This window comes from Limnoraphis robusta BA-68 BA1 (assembly GCF_034932365.1).
Classification (GTDB): Bacteria; Cyanobacteriota; Cyanobacteriia; order Cyanobacteriales; family Microcoleaceae; genus Capilliphycus; species Capilliphycus robustus.
Map to the genome: position 1 here is coordinate 56,369 of NZ_JAYGHR010000083.1, position 16,605 is coordinate 72,973.

Sequence of the window (16,605 nt, forward strand, 5' to 3'; positions counted from 1 at the left end):
CTGGGGCAAGCGTCACGAACCTGTCCGAAATAAGTGCCTTTTAGCCACTTGGGGAGATGCTTCGTTTTCCCTTGTTATGGACGATACTGAGTATGACTACGAAAGCTTTAACGAGTTTAGCTCACCAATTGGTTAAAAAACCCTATGTTTTAGCCGTCGATGATAATCACGACAATTTACTTCTAATTGGTTGCGTCCTTGAAAATTTGGGTTATCCTTATCTGAGTGCGAGTAGCTCTCAAGAAGCTTTGTCCCTTTTAGAACATTACCAACCTCAGCTCATTTTACTTGACATTATCTTACCGGATATTGACGGCTTACAACTTCTGAGTCACATTCGAGCCGATCGCCGACTTGACCAAACAACTACAATTGCTGTAACGGGCTTGGCTTTCGGAAAAGATCGAGAACACTTACTCGCGAGCGGTTTTGATGACTACCTCAGTAAACCTTATCTGTTGAGCGATCTCGAAGATCTAATCTGTCGCCATCTTACAAAGCCTTCCGATTGTGCGTCCCATCGTCCGAGGTTTTTAAAGAAGCAGTGCGAGACGGAAATTCAAAAATAACAATTGCTCCAGTACGATCAGTATCAATCGCTGTATCACAAAGGAAGTCAGTCACCGTTACATTGATCGTCTTCTCAATCAAATCCTTAATTTTGGGCTGAATGATGCGATCCAATTCGCCTCGAACTCGGCTCACCAATCGGACATCATTATTTCGATTCAAGAAATGTTCAGGGGGAGTAATCACTCCCTCTAAAATAAGAACTAAAATGCGATCAAAAATATAACAACTAATCTCGATGAGTTGCTGTTCTAACTGTTGAGTATAGATCTTTTGAATCCCCTCACAAAGAAGCTGCTCTGATAATGCTAAATTACTTGCCTCCATTATTCCTCAAATCCAAGATTTTCAAGGGAACCTGTGATTGTTCATGACTGTCAAGAAACCTGAGATTGATTATTCCCCGAATGGAGTTTAGGCTTAGGAATCGATTCACAATTGCGAACTTGGGGAGATTGAGTTAATACGGCAATAATACCCATCCGACCCGTTTCTAACTTCGCTTCACTCAAGATATCAATCACATCCACTGCTAAGATTTCTTCGATCAAAGCTTTTAATTTCGGTTGAGTGGCATCTTTTAATCCCGCTCGAACCTCCTCCGCTAACTCTTCTTGTCCCGCATCTGATAAAAGCTGTTCTGCGGGGGTAATCGAATTTTCAACAATAATCGCGATTTTACAGTCAAAAAGCTGACAAGTCACCTTAGTCGGTTGATGTCCTAGTTCTTGACGATAAAACGCTTGAATACGCTGAGAAAGATTCCGTTCCAGTTGTCCTCGAGTCAGATTATTCATCAACTTGCCTCTTAATTTTATTAGACTGCTGTACATAAGTCAGTCGAGTGATTCTTATGAGTTATTGAACAGCAGTGCAAACTCGATAGCGATCGCTATCAATCACAACTAAAGATCAGTCTACAATTAGACAATAAAACTCACATGATTCTTAGGATGGATTTTTAACCACTGATATCTGCAAACTGCTAACTGACTAACCCCGAACGCAAAGCCCGTACCGCAGCTTGAGTGCGATCTTCGACACATAACTTATTCAAAATACTGCGAACATGAGTTTTCACCGTTCCAACCGTCACATAAAGCTTTTCAGAAATTTCAGCATTGCTACATCCAGCCACAATCAGTTCTAAAACTTCCAGTTCTCGCTCAGTCAGAGGATAGGTATCAAGAAGCCGTTGAACATCATCTTGAGCCGAATCAATCTCAACCGTGTGCTTAGTTACCTCTTTCCCCCTGTTGAATTCATCAACAACCGCAGCAGAAATCGGTTCTACCGTTCGAGCTTGTTTGAGAACAATCCTCGCAATCGTTGGATCAATCCAAGCATTACCCTCGTAGGTTGATCGAATCGCCTGTACCAGTACATCTAAACTCGAATCTTTCAAACTGTAAGAATCCGCACCTGCTGCAAAAGCCGCTAAAACCGAGTTTTCTTCCTCGTGCATGGTGAGAATCAGAACTTTAGTTTTAACAGTTGATTCAGAACTGGCTTGAATTTTTCTTAACTGTTGCGTCAACTCTATCCCATCAATATCGGGTAAGCCAATATCAACAATTGCCACATCCGGGGAAAGCGATCGCAACATCTCTAAACCTTTGCGGCCATTCTCCGCATCACCAACGACTTCAATATCATTGACTTGCTTGAGGGCAGCGACTAAACCCACACGACTCAAGTTATGATCTTCAACAAGAACAACACGTATTTTATTCATTCTTAAATTACCGACAATGGTTGACATCCTCCTTCACTAAATCAGAGATTATAGTGAGGAATTCCTAAACTTCACAGTTTAGGTTTACTGCTTGAACGGCACTTATCTAGACTATTTCTAGCCCCCGACAGTACGCCTAGACAGTCAATTTCTGGAACCACGATCTGCCCGACCGCAGCAATACCTCGATTACAAATCACTTTTGCCGCCGCCACATCACGGTTTATTTCATACTGGCATTCGGGGCATTTGTGGGTACGTTCAGACAGGTCTTTCTTTCCCGTATGCGCTCCACAATGAGGACAAATTTGACTGGTATATCTGTGATCAACCTTGCCGAAATAAACCCCTCGTTTCCAGCACACCCAAGCGAGTATATTGAAGAATTGCCCAAACCCTGCATCTAAAGTATGTTTGCCTAACATTCCTTTTGCCCAGGCTCTAAAGTCTAGGTCTTCAACAAATACCATTCCGGCTTGGTCGCATAAATGATGAGCTAGTTTAAAGTGAAAGTCTTTTCGGGCATCTGATATTTTTTGATGAAGCCTTGCTATCTTTTGATTAAGTTTATGTCGATTAGCCGAACCCAACTTCTTTAACTTTAATCTACGTTGCAGTAATCTTAACTCGCCGTGTAGCCGTGTTAAAAATCTTGGACGTTCGATCAACTCACCATCAGAGGTTGCCAAGAACTTATCGAGTCCAACATCAATTCCTAGCGGATGCCCGGAAGCCGGAGTATCTGGAATACTAACAGAACTTTGCAAAGACAACATTGCAAAATACCCACTGGCTCGTCTAACAACTCTCACCTGTTTCAGCTTAAATCCCTCGGTCATCGGGCGAGATAATCTCATCCGAACTAATCCAATTTGAGGCAGTCTTATCCATTCGTTAGAGATGGGATTACTTTTAAACTGAGGGAATACAAATGACCGCATTCTGCACTTGTTTTTAAAGCGAGGAGATCCATAACCCTGTTCTTTCATGCTGTTAAATGCTCTTTCTAAAGTCTTGAGAACTTGCTGCAAAACTTGAGCATTGGTTTTCTTAAGTTCAGGATTGGTTTTCTTCGCTTTGGTTAGATTAGCGGCTTGTACCTTGTAGTTAGGGTAAGGTGCATCCGCAGAGACTATGTACTCTTGTTGCAATGAACAAGAATTAACTGCACACTTCCTACTATTTATCCAGTCTTTTCTCTCTCGTAGTGCGTAATTCCACACCTTTCTACAAACCGCCAACATATCTTCAATGACGGCAATCTGTTCTTGAGAAGGGATTAACTTGAATTCGTAGGTTAGTGTTAGCATTTGAGTATGATAACAGATTTCTAACTGAGTATGCAACGCAGCTAGACTTTTGCGTACCAAGAAAATTATCTGTTTTTTGTTTGGTCGCAATTCCCCATACAACAAAATCAAAGATTATGGTCGCAGACAAGATTGCTCCATTGCGATAGAGGAAATATTAGCGGTTTCAATATATCCTCATCAGATTAACCTAAAAAACCTTACTTAGTCTATCTATCCATAGTCCTATCGAAAACTAGCCTAAAGATAGATTGACAATTGATATTGCTGGAGACGAAGATCTATGCTGACAGAAAGTATACTCGCTACAACAGTGTTCATGCCTCATGGCAGTTGTTATCTCTGGAAACCTGGATTAGTGGGATTGCATTGGGTGAGTAACGCCATCATTGCCTTATCTTACTTTTCCATCCCTGTAGGGCTAGTGTACATCGTTCGTCAGCGAGATGATATTCCATTTAACTGGATATTTCTGTTGTTTGCTGGCTTTATTATCTCTTGCGGTTGCGGTCATCTACTCGATATCTGGACGCTGTGGCACCCGAACTACTGGATTTCGGGCATCGTGCGAGCGTTCACGGCGGTAATCTCTCTATTGAGTGCGATCGCCCTAATCCTGTTGATCCCCAAAATTTTAACGTTTCCGAGTCCAGAGCAGATGGAAGAGTCAATGCGCTTACTCCGACAAGAAATCGAAGAACGCAAGCAAGTGGAGACTGAGCTTAAAAAAAGTGAGGAACGTTGGCAGTTAACCCTGCAAGGAACTGGAGACGGTATTTTTGACTGGAATATTCTCACCGGGTTCGTGTTCATGTCTACTCAGTTGAAAGCCGATTTCGGCTACAAAGATGACGAACTGGAAAATAACTTTGAGGCTTGGCGTTCTCGCATTCATCCCGAGGATCTTGATGATGTATTAGCAACAGTACAAAATCATCTTGACGGCAAAACACCTAAATACGTGGCGGAATACCGTCTGCGTTGTGCCGATGGCAGCTACAAATGGACTTTAGCCCGAGGAATTGCTCAAAGGGATGACTTGGGTAAAGCCATTCGCATGGTGGGTTCTCAGCAAGATATTAGCGATCGCAAACGAGCCGAAGCCGCTCTGCGGGGAAGTGAAGCCCGCTATCGCTGGCTAGCGGATCATGCCAAAGATCTGATTTCTACCCACACCTGTGAAGGGGTGTTTCTCTACGCCTCACCCGCCAGTCGGCATTTACTCGGCTACGAACCGGAGCAACTGCTGGGACGTTCCCTCTATGAATTCTTTCATCCGGCAGATGCAGCGGCTTGGCAGAGAACCTATACCATTATCGGTCAGTTACCCCATGAGTACACCAGCACTTATCGGGTACGTCGTTGTGATGGGACGACTTATGTTTGGTTTGAAACCACCAGTCGCGCCATATCCTCGGGAAATTCGACGGTAGAACCGATGATTCTCTGTATTTCCCGAGATGTCACGCTTCGCAAGCAAGCTGAAGAAGAAATTGCTCGTTTTAACGATGAACTCGAACAGCGAGTTAAAGACAGAACGACTGAGCTGGAAGTTCTCAATCAACTCAAAGATGAATTACTCGAACGAGAACGAGTTGCCCGTGAGCAAGCTGAAGCAGCTCAAGCCAAAATTCAAATCTATGAAGATATTGTCGAAAATATTCCCATTGGGATGAGCGTTTGGCATTTAGAGGATATCGACGATATTCAGAGTTTTCGCTTGATTAGTTCTAACCCGGAAGCGTCGCAATTATTAGGGTTAGAACTTGACGAGCAAGTGGGCAGAAAAATGATCGAGTGTTTCCCAAAATTGCCAGAAACCAACATTTGTTTATTGCAAGCTTATGCTCAAGTGGTTCGTCATCAACAGCCTTGTGGGTTTAGTGAAGTTCGTTATGGAGATCAGCGAGTCGGTGAAAGTTGGTTTGCAGTCAAAGCTTTTCCCTTACCCAATCAACGGTTAGGAATTGCTTTTGAAGATGTTACCCAACGCAAACGGATCGAAAAGGCTTTATCGGAAAGTGAACGGCTGTATCGCTCTGTTCTCAATAGTGTTCAAGAAGTCATCTTTCAAACTGATATTGAAGGGCGGTGGACGTTTTTAAGTCCGGCTTGGACGTTCATTACCGGATTTAGCCTTTCTGAGAGTCTTTCCTCTGGGTTGATTAATTATGTCTATGCTGAAGAAGATCAACGCTATATTAGTGAACAATTAGAGCGGTTGATTCAGACTGATCAACAGGGTTTTATCTTTGAATTTCGCTTGCTCAAAAAAAATGGGGATTTTTGTTGGTTGGAAATTTCTGCTCAATTGAACCGAAACGGTGAAAACGAAGTCATTGGATTTTGGGGGACGATTAACGATGTGACTAAACGCAAACAAACTGAAGCCATTTTACAGGCTCGTGCCGATGAATTGGTTCAACTGAATGCGATTTTATTGACCACAACCGGACAACTGGAAAAACGCAATAAAGAACTCGATCAGTTTGCTTATGTCGCCTCTCACGACTTGAAAGCGCCTCTAAGAGCGATCGCTAATTTGTCTGAATGGATGGAAGAAGATCTACAAGATAAGCTTGATGATGATACTCGTCATCAGATGAGTTTATTACGCGGACGAGTTCATCGGATGGAAAACTTAATTAACGGACTTTTACAGTATTCTCGAGTTGGTCGTGTTCAAGTAGAATCTGAAAAAGTTCAGGTGAGTCAACTGCTTGAAGAGATCATTGATTCACTTGATCCGCCATCAGAGTTTACCATTAAAATCGAAGGAGAAATGCCCACTTTAACCACACAACGGATATCTTTACAGCAAGTGTTTAGTAACTTGATTAGTAATGCGATTAAGCATCATCATCGTTCCGATGGACAGGTGATAATTTCCTGCACCGATCAGGGGAAATTCTACGAGTTTTCGATCAGTGATAATGGCCCGGGGATTGCGCCTCAATATCAGGCAAAAGTCTTTACGATTTTTCAAACCTTGAAAGCCCGTGATCAAGCCGAAAATACGGGCATTGGTTTGTCAATTGTCAAGAAAATTATTGATACTAAAGGAGGAAAAATTGAACTTGAATCTCAACTCGGCGAAGGGGCGACATTTCGCTGGACTTGGCCTAAGTAAAAGATCGCTCTTGCCGAGAAGGAGAAATAGCAGACTCTTCGTCGTTATAAATTGTTTCCAGTCTGATCTACCTCTGGAGATAGATAAAGATCAACTCAAGGTTTCTCCCTAGAGATGAGGTCTGAAGTTAAAGCTTTGTTTATAATCTCAGGAAGAGGTAGGCTGGGATTGCTATCGTTTGATGTTATGAGATGATCATAATCTCAAGAGGCGAGTTCAACGGATTATCTGATTTATGGGGGAAAAAATTATTAATATTCTATTGGTGGAAGATGACGAAGTTGATGTGATGAACGTCAAGCGAGCGTTTAAAAAGAACAATATTTCTAATCCGCTTTATGTGGCGGGTAATGGAATAGAGGCTTTGGAAATGCTACGTTCCCAAGAAGGTTGTCTTCCCATCGTTCCTGAAGAACGCCGATTGATATTACTTGACTTGAATATGCCTAAAATGGGAGGCTTAGAATTTTTAAAAGAGTTGCGTTCTGATCGAAAATTGAAAGCGACACCTGTAATTGTGTTAACAACTTCCGATGAAGATCGGGATTTGCTTGAAGCTTATAACTTGAATATTGCAGGTTATATTCTCAAGCCCGTAACCTTTACAAAATTTGCTTCAGTTATTGTTACTTTGAATACTTATTGGACGCTGTGTGAATTTCCCTAGTACACGGCTGTCTCGATGAATAACAGAACAGTGTAACTGTCAAAATAAAATTTAGATAAAAGCTGGAAAAATTACCATGAAAACAGTAAAATCGGTTATTGCTAAAAAATGGAATGTTACCTCTCTATTGAATGAAAAAAATCAAAAATGTCAAAATTTCAACCCCAGGTTAGTTCTGTTATAAAACCGAACGTCTTGCATCCGCTAAACCTCTGTAGATGGCAGGAGATGGAAAAACTATTAAGTATACTGATTGTTGATGATGATGAAGTGGATCGAATGGCTGTTAAGCGCTCGCTGCGGAAAGTTGATGTCAAAGTTGAAGTAGCTGAAGCACAAGATTGTGAAACAGCAGTCGCCCTCATCCAAGAAAATAAATTTGATTGTGTTTTTCTAGATTATCGCTTGCCCGATCGAGATGGTCTTGAACTCGTTAAACAGGTACGTTCTCTCAACATAAAAGTACCCTTAATTGTGTTGACAGGTCAAGGCGATGAGCAAATTGCAGTCGATTTAATGAAAGCGGGTGCCTCTGATTATCTCTCCAAATCTTGGGTTTCGCCCGAAAGATTGTGGCAAGTCATGCGGAATTCTATTCGGGTTTATCATGCCGAAATGGAAGCCGAACGAGCCAACAAACGTCTCTGGGAAAGTAATGAACTGTTACGACGCAAAAATCGAGAACTAGAACGACAACGCCAACAAATCGAATTACAAAACCGCAAACTGGCTGAAGCATCTCGCCTTAAATCCCAATTTTTAGCCACCATGTCTCACGAACTTCGCACACCCATGAATGCAATTATGGGTTTTTCTCAACTGTTGCTGCGTCAGTACCCAGATCCTCTCGCTCCTCAACAATTGGATATGGTAAAACGCATCTTTAATAATGCTCAAAATCTATTGACGATGCTCAATGAAGTTCTGGATTTTTCTAAAATAGAAGCCGGCCAATTTAAGTTAGAACCTCAAGAATTTGATCTGGGTAAATTTGTAGAATTGACGGCTGAAGAATTGCGATCCCTAGCCGTCGAGAAACAATTGACGTTGAAAGTTGATGTCGCTCTCGAAGAGGGAAAGGTGATTAATGACAAAAATTGTATCCGGCAAATTTTAGTTAATCTGATTTCAAATTCTATTAAATTTACAGAGTCGGGAGGAATTTGGATTGATGTTCGAGAACTAGAAACAGGTCAATTAGCCATTTCAGTTAAGGATACAGGAATTGGCATCGCCCCCGATCATTTGCAGGAAATTTTTGAAGCCTTCCGACAAGTCAATCAAACGAATACTCGTAAACATTATGGTACAGGTTTGGGTTTAGCAATCGTTGATTCTCTCGTGAAATTGATGCAAGGGAAAGTCAATGTGGATAGTCAATTGGGCTATGGTTCTGTTTTCCAGGTTGAATTTCCACGCTATTTAAAATAAAATATATATAAAAACAAAAACAGTTTTTATGAAAACTAATTTTAGTAATGTTGATATGTCTAGTATTGCAGTAGCGAAAACAAACTATATTCTCGCAGTTGACGATCTGCCAGATAACCTATTCCTTCTGAAGTTAGCCCTAGAACAAGAAGGACACAATGTTGTCTTAGTCGAAGACGGAAAAAGCGCTCTAGCACAGATAGAAGCCTCTCCGCCGAATTTAGTGCTGCTGGATGTGATGATGCCTGAAATGGATGGCTATGAGGTAACGCGGCTCATTCGCAGTAATCCTAAATATCCCTACATTCCCATTTTACTGATTACGGCTCACGAACAGTCAAGTGTCGTCGAAGGTTTAGATGCTGGGGCGGATGATTTTATTCGTAAACCTGTTCAAATTGATGAACTCCAAGCCCGAGTTCGATCGCTATTGCGTCTAAAACAAAGTATCGATCAGCGAGAAAATTTTGTTCGCTGTCTCACCCACGATCTACGAACTCCTCTGGTTGCTGCGGATCGGATGTTAAATCTCATGCAGCAAGGGGTATTTGGAAATCTAGATTCTCCAATGGATGAGGCGATCGCAACCATGATCGGCAGTAATAAAAATCTACTCGATATGTTAAACACGCTTTTAGCCGTGTATTCCTATGATGTCGGACAAAAAACCCTCAGTTTTATTCCTTTCGATTTAGATGCTCTCATCCAAGAAGTGATTACTGAACTCACACCTTTAATTGCCGAAAAACAACTTCTAGTGACATTTAACTCCGCCACTGAACCTGTGGTTAAAAAATTTGTTGGCGATCGCTTAGAATTGCGACGAGTGTTTACAAATCTGATTGCTAATGCGATTAAATTTACAGATGAGGGAAGTGTTGAAGTGAATTTAAGTTTAATGAAAAACTCCGAGAAAGAGTTACCCAAAGACTGGATAAAAGTTGAAATAAAAGACACCGGGATTGGCATATCTCCTGAAGATCAAGTCACCATGTTTGAAGCCTTTCATCAGGGGAATCATAAGCGTTCAGGAAGTGGTTTAGGGTTGCATTTATGTCGGCAAATTATCCAAGCTCATCAAGGTAAAATCGCCGTCAAATCAGCTCTGAATCAAGGCACTGTATTTACCGTTTGTTTACCGTTTTAAGTCAGTGACTAGGAGTTCATATGTCTTGGGATTAAGTTTTAAAAAACCCCGTGTATTTATATTTGTCTCTAATTGTTACTTATATTTTACATTGGGTAACTTCTCGAGCAACTCTACGGCAACAATGCTTTGTAGGAAAAGTTACAGTTGTCGAGAGGGAGAGAATGTTAATCTAAAACTGGAGCAATTAAAAAGATCATTTTATCTTTATAATCTCCCAATATATACTGACAGTATTTTTCTAGACAGTCAGATACAGAGTGTTGGTAGGGGTACAAGGCTTGCAACCTAGAGGTTCGAGTCCGACATCAATGAAGCTTAGTTTTACGAAAGGGAAACCATAATGAAGATTGCTCAATCGATTTTCGGGGGAGTGGTGATTGGGGTGAGCTTTTTTTCTCTCATACCAACCGGGATAGCAGAAGAAGTTCAGCGACTCGATACCTATCAACAGCCCTCCGTATCTGCATCAGATTTGACTGGAAAAGGCTTAAATATGGGCATCAAACCCTCTAGTGCCAGTTTTCCACAGGGGGGGCCATCACTCGATAAACCTTTTGAATACGAACCCGAATACTTGAATCAAGTTGCACCTCAAACGGAAGTAGTGATTGATCAATATTCATCTCAGCAAAATCGACAACAAGTCAACCCCTTAAGTCCTTCCTTCAATTCTCAAGGGGCTGGTGTCAGGGGAATTCCCATTCGCTTAGGGAATTGATTTCGACACAGCAGGGATTGAATAGCAACTCAATCCCTTTTGATCTGATTGAGAGTATCCGAGTCCCCGTAAGATTGGAGGAAAAAATCTCCGCCACAGTAAATCCTTGCACAGTTGAGTTTTGGAGCGGTTTCTGTGTCAATATAGAAAAACTGCCTGACTTGGTACAGGTCATCAACCCTGGGTGAGTTCAGGTCGTTAGAGAGGAGATACTAGGTTAAAGTCTATGAAAGCTGGCGATCGCGTTCGCGTCAAAACATCGGTTATTGTCTATACTCATCCCGAACACCGCAATCAGTCATTTGACATGAAGGGTTTAGAAGGAGAAATTGTCTCTATCATCAATGATTGGAATGGTAGGCCAGTGAGTCCAAATCTCCCGATTCAAGTCAAATTTACCGCCAAATTCAAAGCTCATTTTAAACAGGAGGAACTTGAAGTGATCTCAGACTAGCAGGTGAAAGGGGAAAATTCTACATCTGCCCATCGAGGGACATTAGAGAGGCTCAAATCCTTCAGTGTGGACAACTTTCCCCACCTTTAGTTCGTCCCTCGTCCCCGCCGAAACCAACCGAATATGTTTAGATCTCCTCGCATTTTTTGGAGTTCTTGCTGATGACGCTCGGCGGTTTCAGCGTACCATTGACAATGCTGTTCAAACTCCTCTCGATATTTGACTTCCTGATAAAATTTAGCAGTCACTTGATAGACTTGCAAAATCTCTGCTGCTGATTGTTGAGTATCTGTGAAATTTTCCCACTGAAAATACATTACAGCTCGAACCTCTGCTAATTATTTCTTCAAGTTAACATAATCAATCGGATTTATTGCAGGCTCAAATTATAACCATCCTCGCAACCGATAAACAACAATTCCGATATATTCTTTTAAGGCTTGGGTGAACTTTTGCAAAGATTGCGTATCCGGTATGAGGCCTAAAATGCTTGCTTGTATTGTGGTTTTTGAAGGGTTGACATCTTGTTGAGAGACCCAAAAATCAGTCGGTGCTGCGATCGCCTCAATTCCTTGACGCTGAAAAACCCGCAGCGATCGCGGCATATGCAGGGCAGATGTTACTAATAATACTTTCCCCGTCAACTTCTTCTCCTGTAAAATTTGACGAACATTCACCGCATTTTGATAAGTATTCAGTGAAGTTGGATCTTGTAAAATTGCCGACTCCGGTACCCCCATCGCCGCCGCAATTTCCGCCATATCAGCCGATTCTGGAGGTTGTTTACCGTCCCATTGAATGCGACCCCCACTTAAAATCAGCCAAGGGGCTTTTTCCTGTCGATACAACAACGCCCCATACAAAATCCGATCTCCGGCTTCGCTGACATCGACCCAAGGACGAGGGGGAATGGGGGCTTTGGTTCCGCCGCCCAACACGACAATCGCCGTTGCTTTTGGAAGTTCACCGTTGGGGATATTTTGCCACTCTAGCGATCGCACTAAACTCTGAGAAACCCAACTATTACTACTCACCAGGAGAATCAACAACGCTAATCCGATTGCCCCTGCCGCTATGCGAGGCTGCTTCCACAATAATATTAAGGCGACTATCAGTAAAAAGCAACTCAGTCCGAGAGGATAAATAAGTAAGGGCAGAAGTTTAGATAAAAACAGAAACATAGTATCACGCCCGGAATTCCGAGTTCAATTGAGAGGAGTTGATCCAAATTTTAGCGATGAACTGACACAATTGCTGTTAATACTTCCTAATTCATCTATTGTGATCATGCCGTGATGAATTTGACAAAGCCTTTAGTCAATCGACATAATTGAAGTTATGTTTGTTTACGGAGTGATCAATGGATAATCTTGAATCAGATTCTTTGCCGACTGAAGTGATTTTAACTCATCCTCAACGGTCTTTAGGAAGTATTTGCTTTGATTGGACACCTCAACCGGGTCATTATCTGGAGATCCTCGGTCAAACTTACGCCGTTTTAGAACGTCGTCACCGCTATCAGTTAAGATCGGGTCGTTATCGACTGCATCAAATCTCGCTTTACGTGCAATCTGCCGAACCTCCTCAAGAGAGAAGTTTAGTGGATGGACGTTGGGTACTCGGAGATGGGACTTGTCGCTTCAATGCCCATTCAGAATTAGTTCGTTGTGCGGTTCATCCACAAGGACCATGCGGTCAATGTCGCTTTTATGAACCGACAAATCATCAACCGTCAGAGTGATCACTTTAACTAATTCAAAATGCTCAGATCTGCACGATAATCTTCCACTGAAACTAATCGCCACTTTCTATCTTCAAGCAGTTCTAAAACCTGGTGATGGTATTTTAATAAACTCATTCGATGCCCTACACTCACGTAGGTCGTTTGAGTCTCTTGTAGCTTTTGATAGAGGCGTTCTTCGTTTTTTAAATCTAAGGCACTGGTCGCTTCATCGAGGATCGCGTAACGCGGCTGACTCAGCAACAAACGCGCAAATGCTAAACGCTGCTGTTCCCCTAAAGATAGCACATTTCCCCAATCCAACTCGACATCAAAACTATTCACTTGTTCAGCTAAATGACCCAAGTTGACCAATTCTAAAACCTGAATTAATTTTTGTTCATCTACACCTCGATCCGTATAAGGATACAATAATTGTTCGCGGAGACTTCCTAAAATCATATAGGGTTTTTGCGGTAAAAACAGCATTTCCTGTAAATCTGGACGCACTAACTGTCCGGTTCCTGAACGCCATAATCCCGCAATTGCCCGCAATAACGAACTCTTACCCGCCCCACTATTCCCCATGATTAATAATCCTTGACCGGGTTGTAAAACCAGAGAAAGATCTGTTACCAGGGTTTTTTGATAATTGGGAGTATTGAGGGTAATATGTTCGAGAGCCAGTGGAGAATCAATCGTTAAATCAATACGAGGTTCTCCCGGTTTAGGGACTGTGTTTTCGGGATGTAAAGCTTCGGAAAACGTGGCTAAACGGTTAATTCCGGCCGCAAATGCACTCAAGGCTTCAATCTGACTGACAATGATCGAAAAGGCACTTAAAACTTGACTAAAGGCAAAGTTGGCTTGGGTAATGTCTCCAAACTTTATCTGTCCCGCAAAATAAATCGGAGCCATGATCAGCGAGGGTAAAATAATCACAATGTAGCGATAGCCTGTGGTAAAGTAATCCACATTTCGCTGCCAGCCGATTAACAGATTAAAGTTCTCAAATGCTTTCAGGAATCGCTGTTTAATTTGCTGACCCTCTTGTTGTTCTCCTTGATAAAAAGCAATCGATTCTGCATTATCTCGCACATGAACTAATCCATAGCGAAAGTCAGCTTCTCGTCGGAGTTGGTTAAAGTTTAGTGGAATTAATCGCCGTCCGATCCAGATTGTAATCACGGTACCAAAGACGGCATAAACTAACAAAAATAATGAGAGTTTTTTAGAGATTGTCCAGAGAATTCCACTAAAGGAAATAATATCAATCACTGAATTCAGCAAAACCAACAGAAAAACTAAGCTGGTTCGGGTAAAAGATCGAATATCTTCAGTAATTCGCTGATCGGGGTTATCGATTTCTCGATCAGATTCTAGTTTATAATAGGCGCGGTTATCAAAATAGTTATCTAAAAATTTATTCGTGAGCCATTTTCGCCAATAGTTTCCTAAGCGATCGCGGGTATAGCCATATAAAGCAACAATGGGAATACCAACAATAAAAACACCTGCATAGACAAATAAAAATCGCCAAAATTCTGATTCATTTTTCTCGGCGAGGGCGGTTGTAAAGAAGTTTGAAACGTAGCTGATAATAACGTTTAAGCCACTTACGGAGACGGATAACAGCAAAAGAATACCTAAAACCGCCCAAGGTTGCCAGCGAGATTGTAAATTCTCTTTATAAGAAAAGGCGGCGATCACAGGTAAAATCAGCATTAAACCGAATACCACGATCCAAGGAGACTGGATCAAGCCTGTGATGGTTTCCAGCAAACCAGGGGCGATGCTATTGAAAAATTCAGGAAATAGATATTGACTCCCGAGTGTGACTCCGGCGACGAGTACAAAAACAGCAGCAAAGATAAAAACTAGTAGCAATAGTAACAGTCCGAGAAACACTTTGCTGCTTCCCGGTTCAAGCGGATAGAAAAAGGGTTGGGCGATCGCTAAAAATCGCTTCCACAATTGACTGTCAAATCGGTTCATGTGCTGTCTTGTTGAAGTCTATACAGAGTTGGGATTATACAAGTTTCTGGTATAATGGTAGGCTATTATAAATCTACCTGTCAAATATGTTACACACAATCAGACAGAATCCAGGGAGGATGAGGGGGGAAGCACCGCAAGGGTGATGAACTTCATTAATCCATACAAAACAGTCAAAACTACAAATGTTACAGCGATCACGACTAAGGGACGATGATTGAGGAGATTATCAATCAAACTCCTAATCAAAACATCTGGGTTACTGACGATATCCCAACTATTGAACCTCTGAAACCGTCCCAGGTATATTCCGACAGCCGAAAGTGCGTGTACAGTCAATTCCCCCATCCAGCGATGGCGTTTCCAACCTTGCTGATCCAAATAGCGATTCAGGTAAATCAGGGAAAGAACATAAGCTTCAAATCCGACAAACATGAAAACAAGATATTGGGGAATCAAAGCAAGGGAGATAATCCACACCGAATAACCCTGACGAATTTGATCAACCAGATGAATGATATCCGTGAGAACATAAGGTGCATTGGGAAGAAACAAGATAAAAACCAGAAAACCCAACCACCACCTCAAGGAAAGATGGTGAGGTCGGTTTGGTTGTCTGTGAGACTGCCAAATTTCTAATCCCATCAGCAGCAGAGTGATCAAAAGTGCGATCAATAAATAACTGTAGTCTAGAGTTTGAATTAAACGATGAAATTGCCGACCGACTTGATAGGCATGGGGGAGAAAACTAAAGCCCAGTAGCAACCCGACACCCCAAATGATCATCGGTGATCGCATTCTAGACAGCTTGGAGATTACAGGCGGACAGAATAACCATAAACTCAAAGCCAGAGGGATTAATGCCAGGAATAAATTCCACGACATCCAACCCAGATTAGCAAGAATTGCCTGCCAAGCTAAGATGATCTGATTGATTAGTATATCCATCTGAGATGCGGCAAGGGGACTCCCGTTATACCCGACAGGGTTAGCGGGAGAGGAATTGCCGCCCAAAGAAAACTGAGCGGAGCGAGAATCATTGTTAAAAGGAGTAGGAGAATCCGTCATGTTTTTGAACAGGAATCAAGTATTTAGGGTGAACATCAAACTTAGAGTTGGGAAGTTGCAAAACAAAAGAAGGACGGAATCGAATGGCAATACGCCCAACATAATGTCCAGAAAACTTCCCTTTTGGGATAGCAGCTTTTACGATATCACCTGTTTGAAATCCTTGAAAGAACTTAGCTTTAGGAGCGTGTCCAACCGGGAATCCAAACCGATTTACTCGGCATCGTTGACGAGTTCCGTGTCCCATCGCTTTGAGCAGCAAAGGTTGTTTCGTTAAAACTTTTAGAGATTCAACTTTTCCAACACAAGCTGCATCTAACCAATGAGATTTTAGAATATTTAATCGGGTTCGATTAAACTTGGTCTGTCCACCAGAAGCAGTAGAAACAGATAATCCAGTCGCTTTTAAAGCATTAAACAAAGCCCAGCGAGTAGAGTTAACCGCCGCCGCATCTTTTAGGGGCGTTTTTGCTTGGCTTAAGATTTGTTTTAATAAATTTTGTTTTCCCGAAAGAAAGTCTTTAATGTCCTGAGTTCCTTTACTGGTATTACAAGATTCACAAGCAATACAGAGATTAGAAATCCGATTAGTTCCTCCCTTTGATTTGGGGTGAATATGCTCGATTTGGAGAGGGGTATTCTTTGTACCACAGTATG

17 protein-coding genes are annotated in these 16,605 nt (G+C 42.0%); 8 read left to right on the plus strand and 9 right to left on the minus strand.

The annotated features are described in order from the left end of the window. Positions 1-92: 92 nt before the first annotated feature. Positions 93-569 (plus strand): response regulator, encoded by a 477-nt coding sequence (locus VB836_RS24605; RefSeq protein ID WP_323223417.1) that lies wholly within the window; start codon positions 93-95, stop codon positions 567-569. On the opposite strand, the gene VB836_RS24610 is transcribed toward VB836_RS24605, so the two are convergent. The 4 genes from VB836_RS24610 to VB836_RS24625 all read right to left on the minus strand — a co-directional run bounded on the left by VB836_RS24610 (position 493) and on the right by VB836_RS24625 (position 3,615). Continuing rightward, positions 493-897, minus strand: a complete 405-nt coding sequence (locus VB836_RS24610; RefSeq protein ID WP_323223419.1) for a DUF2294 domain-containing protein — start codon at positions 895-897, stop codon at positions 493-495. The two genes, VB836_RS24605 and VB836_RS24610, sit on opposite strands and share 77 nt — an antisense overlap. Positions 898-947: 50 nt before the next feature. After that, positions 948-1,367, minus strand: a complete 420-nt coding sequence (locus tag VB836_RS24615) for a DUF2294 domain-containing protein (protein WP_323223421.1) — start codon at positions 1,365-1,367, stop codon at positions 948-950. Between the two features lie 188 nt (positions 1,368-1,555). Further along, positions 1,556-2,305 carry a response regulator transcription factor gene (locus tag VB836_RS24620; protein ID WP_323223423.1) on the minus strand — a complete coding sequence of 250 codons (750 nt, stop codon included), beginning with the start codon at positions 2,303-2,305 and terminating at the stop codon, positions 1,556-1,558. A gap of 71 nt (positions 2,306-2,376) precedes the next feature. Then, positions 2,377-3,615 carry an RNA-guided endonuclease InsQ/TnpB family protein gene (locus VB836_RS24625; RefSeq protein ID WP_323223425.1) on the minus strand — a complete coding sequence of 413 codons (1,239 nt, stop codon included), beginning with the start codon at positions 3,613-3,615 and terminating at the stop codon, positions 2,377-2,379. Positions 3,616-3,898: 283 nt separating this feature from the next. Here VB836_RS24625 and VB836_RS24630 point away from each other — a divergent pair, with 283 nt between their 5' ends. The 6 genes from VB836_RS24630 (at position 3,899) to VB836_RS24655 (ending at position 11,165) form a co-directional block, all read left to right on the plus strand. Then, a complete protein-coding gene (locus VB836_RS24630) occupies positions 3,899-6,745 on the plus strand; it encodes a PAS domain S-box protein (RefSeq protein ID WP_323223427.1) in 2,847 nt (948 codons plus the stop codon). 235 nt (positions 6,746-6,980) lie between these two features. After that, positions 6,981-7,412 carry a response regulator gene (locus VB836_RS24635; RefSeq protein WP_046277418.1) on the plus strand — a complete coding sequence of 144 codons (432 nt, stop codon included), beginning with the start codon at positions 6,981-6,983 and terminating at the stop codon, positions 7,410-7,412. A gap of 228 nt (positions 7,413-7,640) precedes the next feature. Continuing rightward, a complete protein-coding gene (locus tag VB836_RS24640) occupies positions 7,641-8,843 on the plus strand; it encodes an ATP-binding response regulator (protein WP_046277419.1) in 1,203 nt (400 codons plus the stop codon). A gap of 55 nt (positions 8,844-8,898) precedes the next feature. Then, positions 8,899-9,990 (plus strand): hybrid sensor histidine kinase/response regulator, encoded by a 1,092-nt coding sequence (locus VB836_RS24645; protein ID WP_046277427.1) that lies wholly within the window; start codon positions 8,899-8,901, stop codon positions 9,988-9,990. 343 nt (positions 9,991-10,333) lie between these two features. Beyond that, the gene (locus tag VB836_RS24650) at positions 10,334-10,711 is read left to right on the plus strand and encodes a hypothetical protein (protein ID WP_046277420.1); all 378 of its coding nucleotides are present in this window, start codon (positions 10,334-10,336) and stop codon (positions 10,709-10,711) included. Between the two features lie 226 nt (positions 10,712-10,937). Next, on the plus strand, positions 10,938-11,165 hold the full coding sequence (locus VB836_RS24655) for a ferredoxin-thioredoxin reductase variable chain (protein ID WP_046277421.1): 228 nt from the start codon (positions 10,938-10,940) through the stop codon (positions 11,163-11,165). Positions 11,166-11,251: 86 nt separating this feature from the next. On the opposite strand, the gene VB836_RS24660 is transcribed toward VB836_RS24655, so the two are convergent. Both VB836_RS24660 and VB836_RS24665 read right to left on the minus strand, forming a co-directional pair. Continuing rightward, positions 11,252-11,482, minus strand: coding sequence for a hypothetical protein (locus VB836_RS24660; protein ID WP_046277422.1), 231 nt, complete (start codon positions 11,480-11,482; stop codon positions 11,252-11,254). A gap of 69 nt (positions 11,483-11,551) precedes the next feature. Then, complete coding sequence (locus VB836_RS24665; protein WP_323223432.1) at positions 11,552-12,346, minus strand: YdcF family protein; 795 nt, start codon at positions 12,344-12,346, stop codon at positions 11,552-11,554. A gap of 179 nt (positions 12,347-12,525) precedes the next feature. Between VB836_RS24665 and VB836_RS24670 the strand changes: the two genes are divergently transcribed. Continuing rightward, positions 12,526-12,906 carry a DUF6464 family protein gene (locus VB836_RS24670; protein WP_046277424.1) on the plus strand — a complete coding sequence of 127 codons (381 nt, stop codon included), beginning with the start codon at positions 12,526-12,528 and terminating at the stop codon, positions 12,904-12,906. A gap of 9 nt (positions 12,907-12,915) precedes the next feature. Here the strand turns inward: VB836_RS24670 and VB836_RS24675 are convergent, their stop codons facing one another. From VB836_RS24675 to VB836_RS24685, 3 genes are all read right to left on the minus strand, one after another. Continuing rightward, a complete protein-coding gene (locus VB836_RS24675) occupies positions 12,916-14,880 on the minus strand; it encodes an ABC transporter ATP-binding protein/permease (protein ID WP_323223435.1) in 1,965 nt (654 codons plus the stop codon). Between the two features lie 99 nt (positions 14,881-14,979). After that, positions 14,980-15,948 (minus strand): DUF1361 domain-containing protein, encoded by a 969-nt coding sequence (locus VB836_RS24680; protein WP_323223437.1) that lies wholly within the window; start codon positions 15,946-15,948, stop codon positions 14,980-14,982. Next, a partial coding sequence (locus VB836_RS24685) for an HNH endonuclease (RefSeq protein WP_323223439.1) occupies positions 15,923-16,605 on the minus strand: 683 nt, incomplete at its 5' end. The genes VB836_RS24680 and VB836_RS24685, both read right to left, overlap by 26 nt.

Coding starts and splice junctions, on each gene's coding strand:
- VB836_RS24605 (WP_323223417.1), top strand. CDS start 93: ATGACTACGAAAGCTTTAACGAGTTTAGCTCACCAATTGGTTAAAAAA.
- VB836_RS24610 (WP_323223419.1), bottom strand. CDS start 897: ATGGAGGCAAGTAATTTAGCATTATCAGAGCAGCTTCTTTGTGAGGGG.
- VB836_RS24615 (WP_323223421.1), bottom strand. CDS start 1,367: ATGAATAATCTGACTCGAGGACAACTGGAACGGAATCTTTCTCAGCGT.
- VB836_RS24620 (WP_323223423.1), bottom strand. CDS start 2,305: ATGAATAAAATACGTGTTGTTCTTGTTGAAGATCATAACTTGAGTCGT.
- VB836_RS24625 (WP_323223425.1), bottom strand. CDS start 3,615: ATGCTAACACTAACCTACGAATTCAAGTTAATCCCTTCTCAAGAACAG.
- VB836_RS24630 (WP_323223427.1), top strand. CDS start 3,899: ATGCTGACAGAAAGTATACTCGCTACAACAGTGTTCATGCCTCATGGC.
- VB836_RS24635 (WP_046277418.1), top strand. CDS start 6,981: ATGGGGGAAAAAATTATTAATATTCTATTGGTGGAAGATGACGAAGTT.
- VB836_RS24640 (WP_046277419.1), top strand. CDS start 7,641: ATGGAAAAACTATTAAGTATACTGATTGTTGATGATGATGAAGTGGAT.
- VB836_RS24645 (WP_046277427.1), top strand. CDS start 8,899: ATGTCTAGTATTGCAGTAGCGAAAACAAACTATATTCTCGCAGTTGAC.
- VB836_RS24650 (WP_046277420.1), top strand. CDS start 10,334: ATGAAGATTGCTCAATCGATTTTCGGGGGAGTGGTGATTGGGGTGAGC.
- VB836_RS24655 (WP_046277421.1), top strand. CDS start 10,938: ATGAAAGCTGGCGATCGCGTTCGCGTCAAAACATCGGTTATTGTCTAT.
- VB836_RS24660 (WP_046277422.1), bottom strand. CDS start 11,482: ATGTATTTTCAGTGGGAAAATTTCACAGATACTCAACAATCAGCAGCA.
- VB836_RS24665 (WP_323223432.1), bottom strand. CDS start 12,346: ATGTTTCTGTTTTTATCTAAACTTCTGCCCTTACTTATTTATCCTCTC.
- VB836_RS24670 (WP_046277424.1), top strand. CDS start 12,526: ATGGATAATCTTGAATCAGATTCTTTGCCGACTGAAGTGATTTTAACT.
- VB836_RS24675 (WP_323223435.1), bottom strand. CDS start 14,880: ATGAACCGATTTGACAGTCAATTGTGGAAGCGATTTTTAGCGATCGCC.
- VB836_RS24680 (WP_323223437.1), bottom strand. CDS start 15,948: ATGACGGATTCTCCTACTCCTTTTAACAATGATTCTCGCTCCGCTCAG.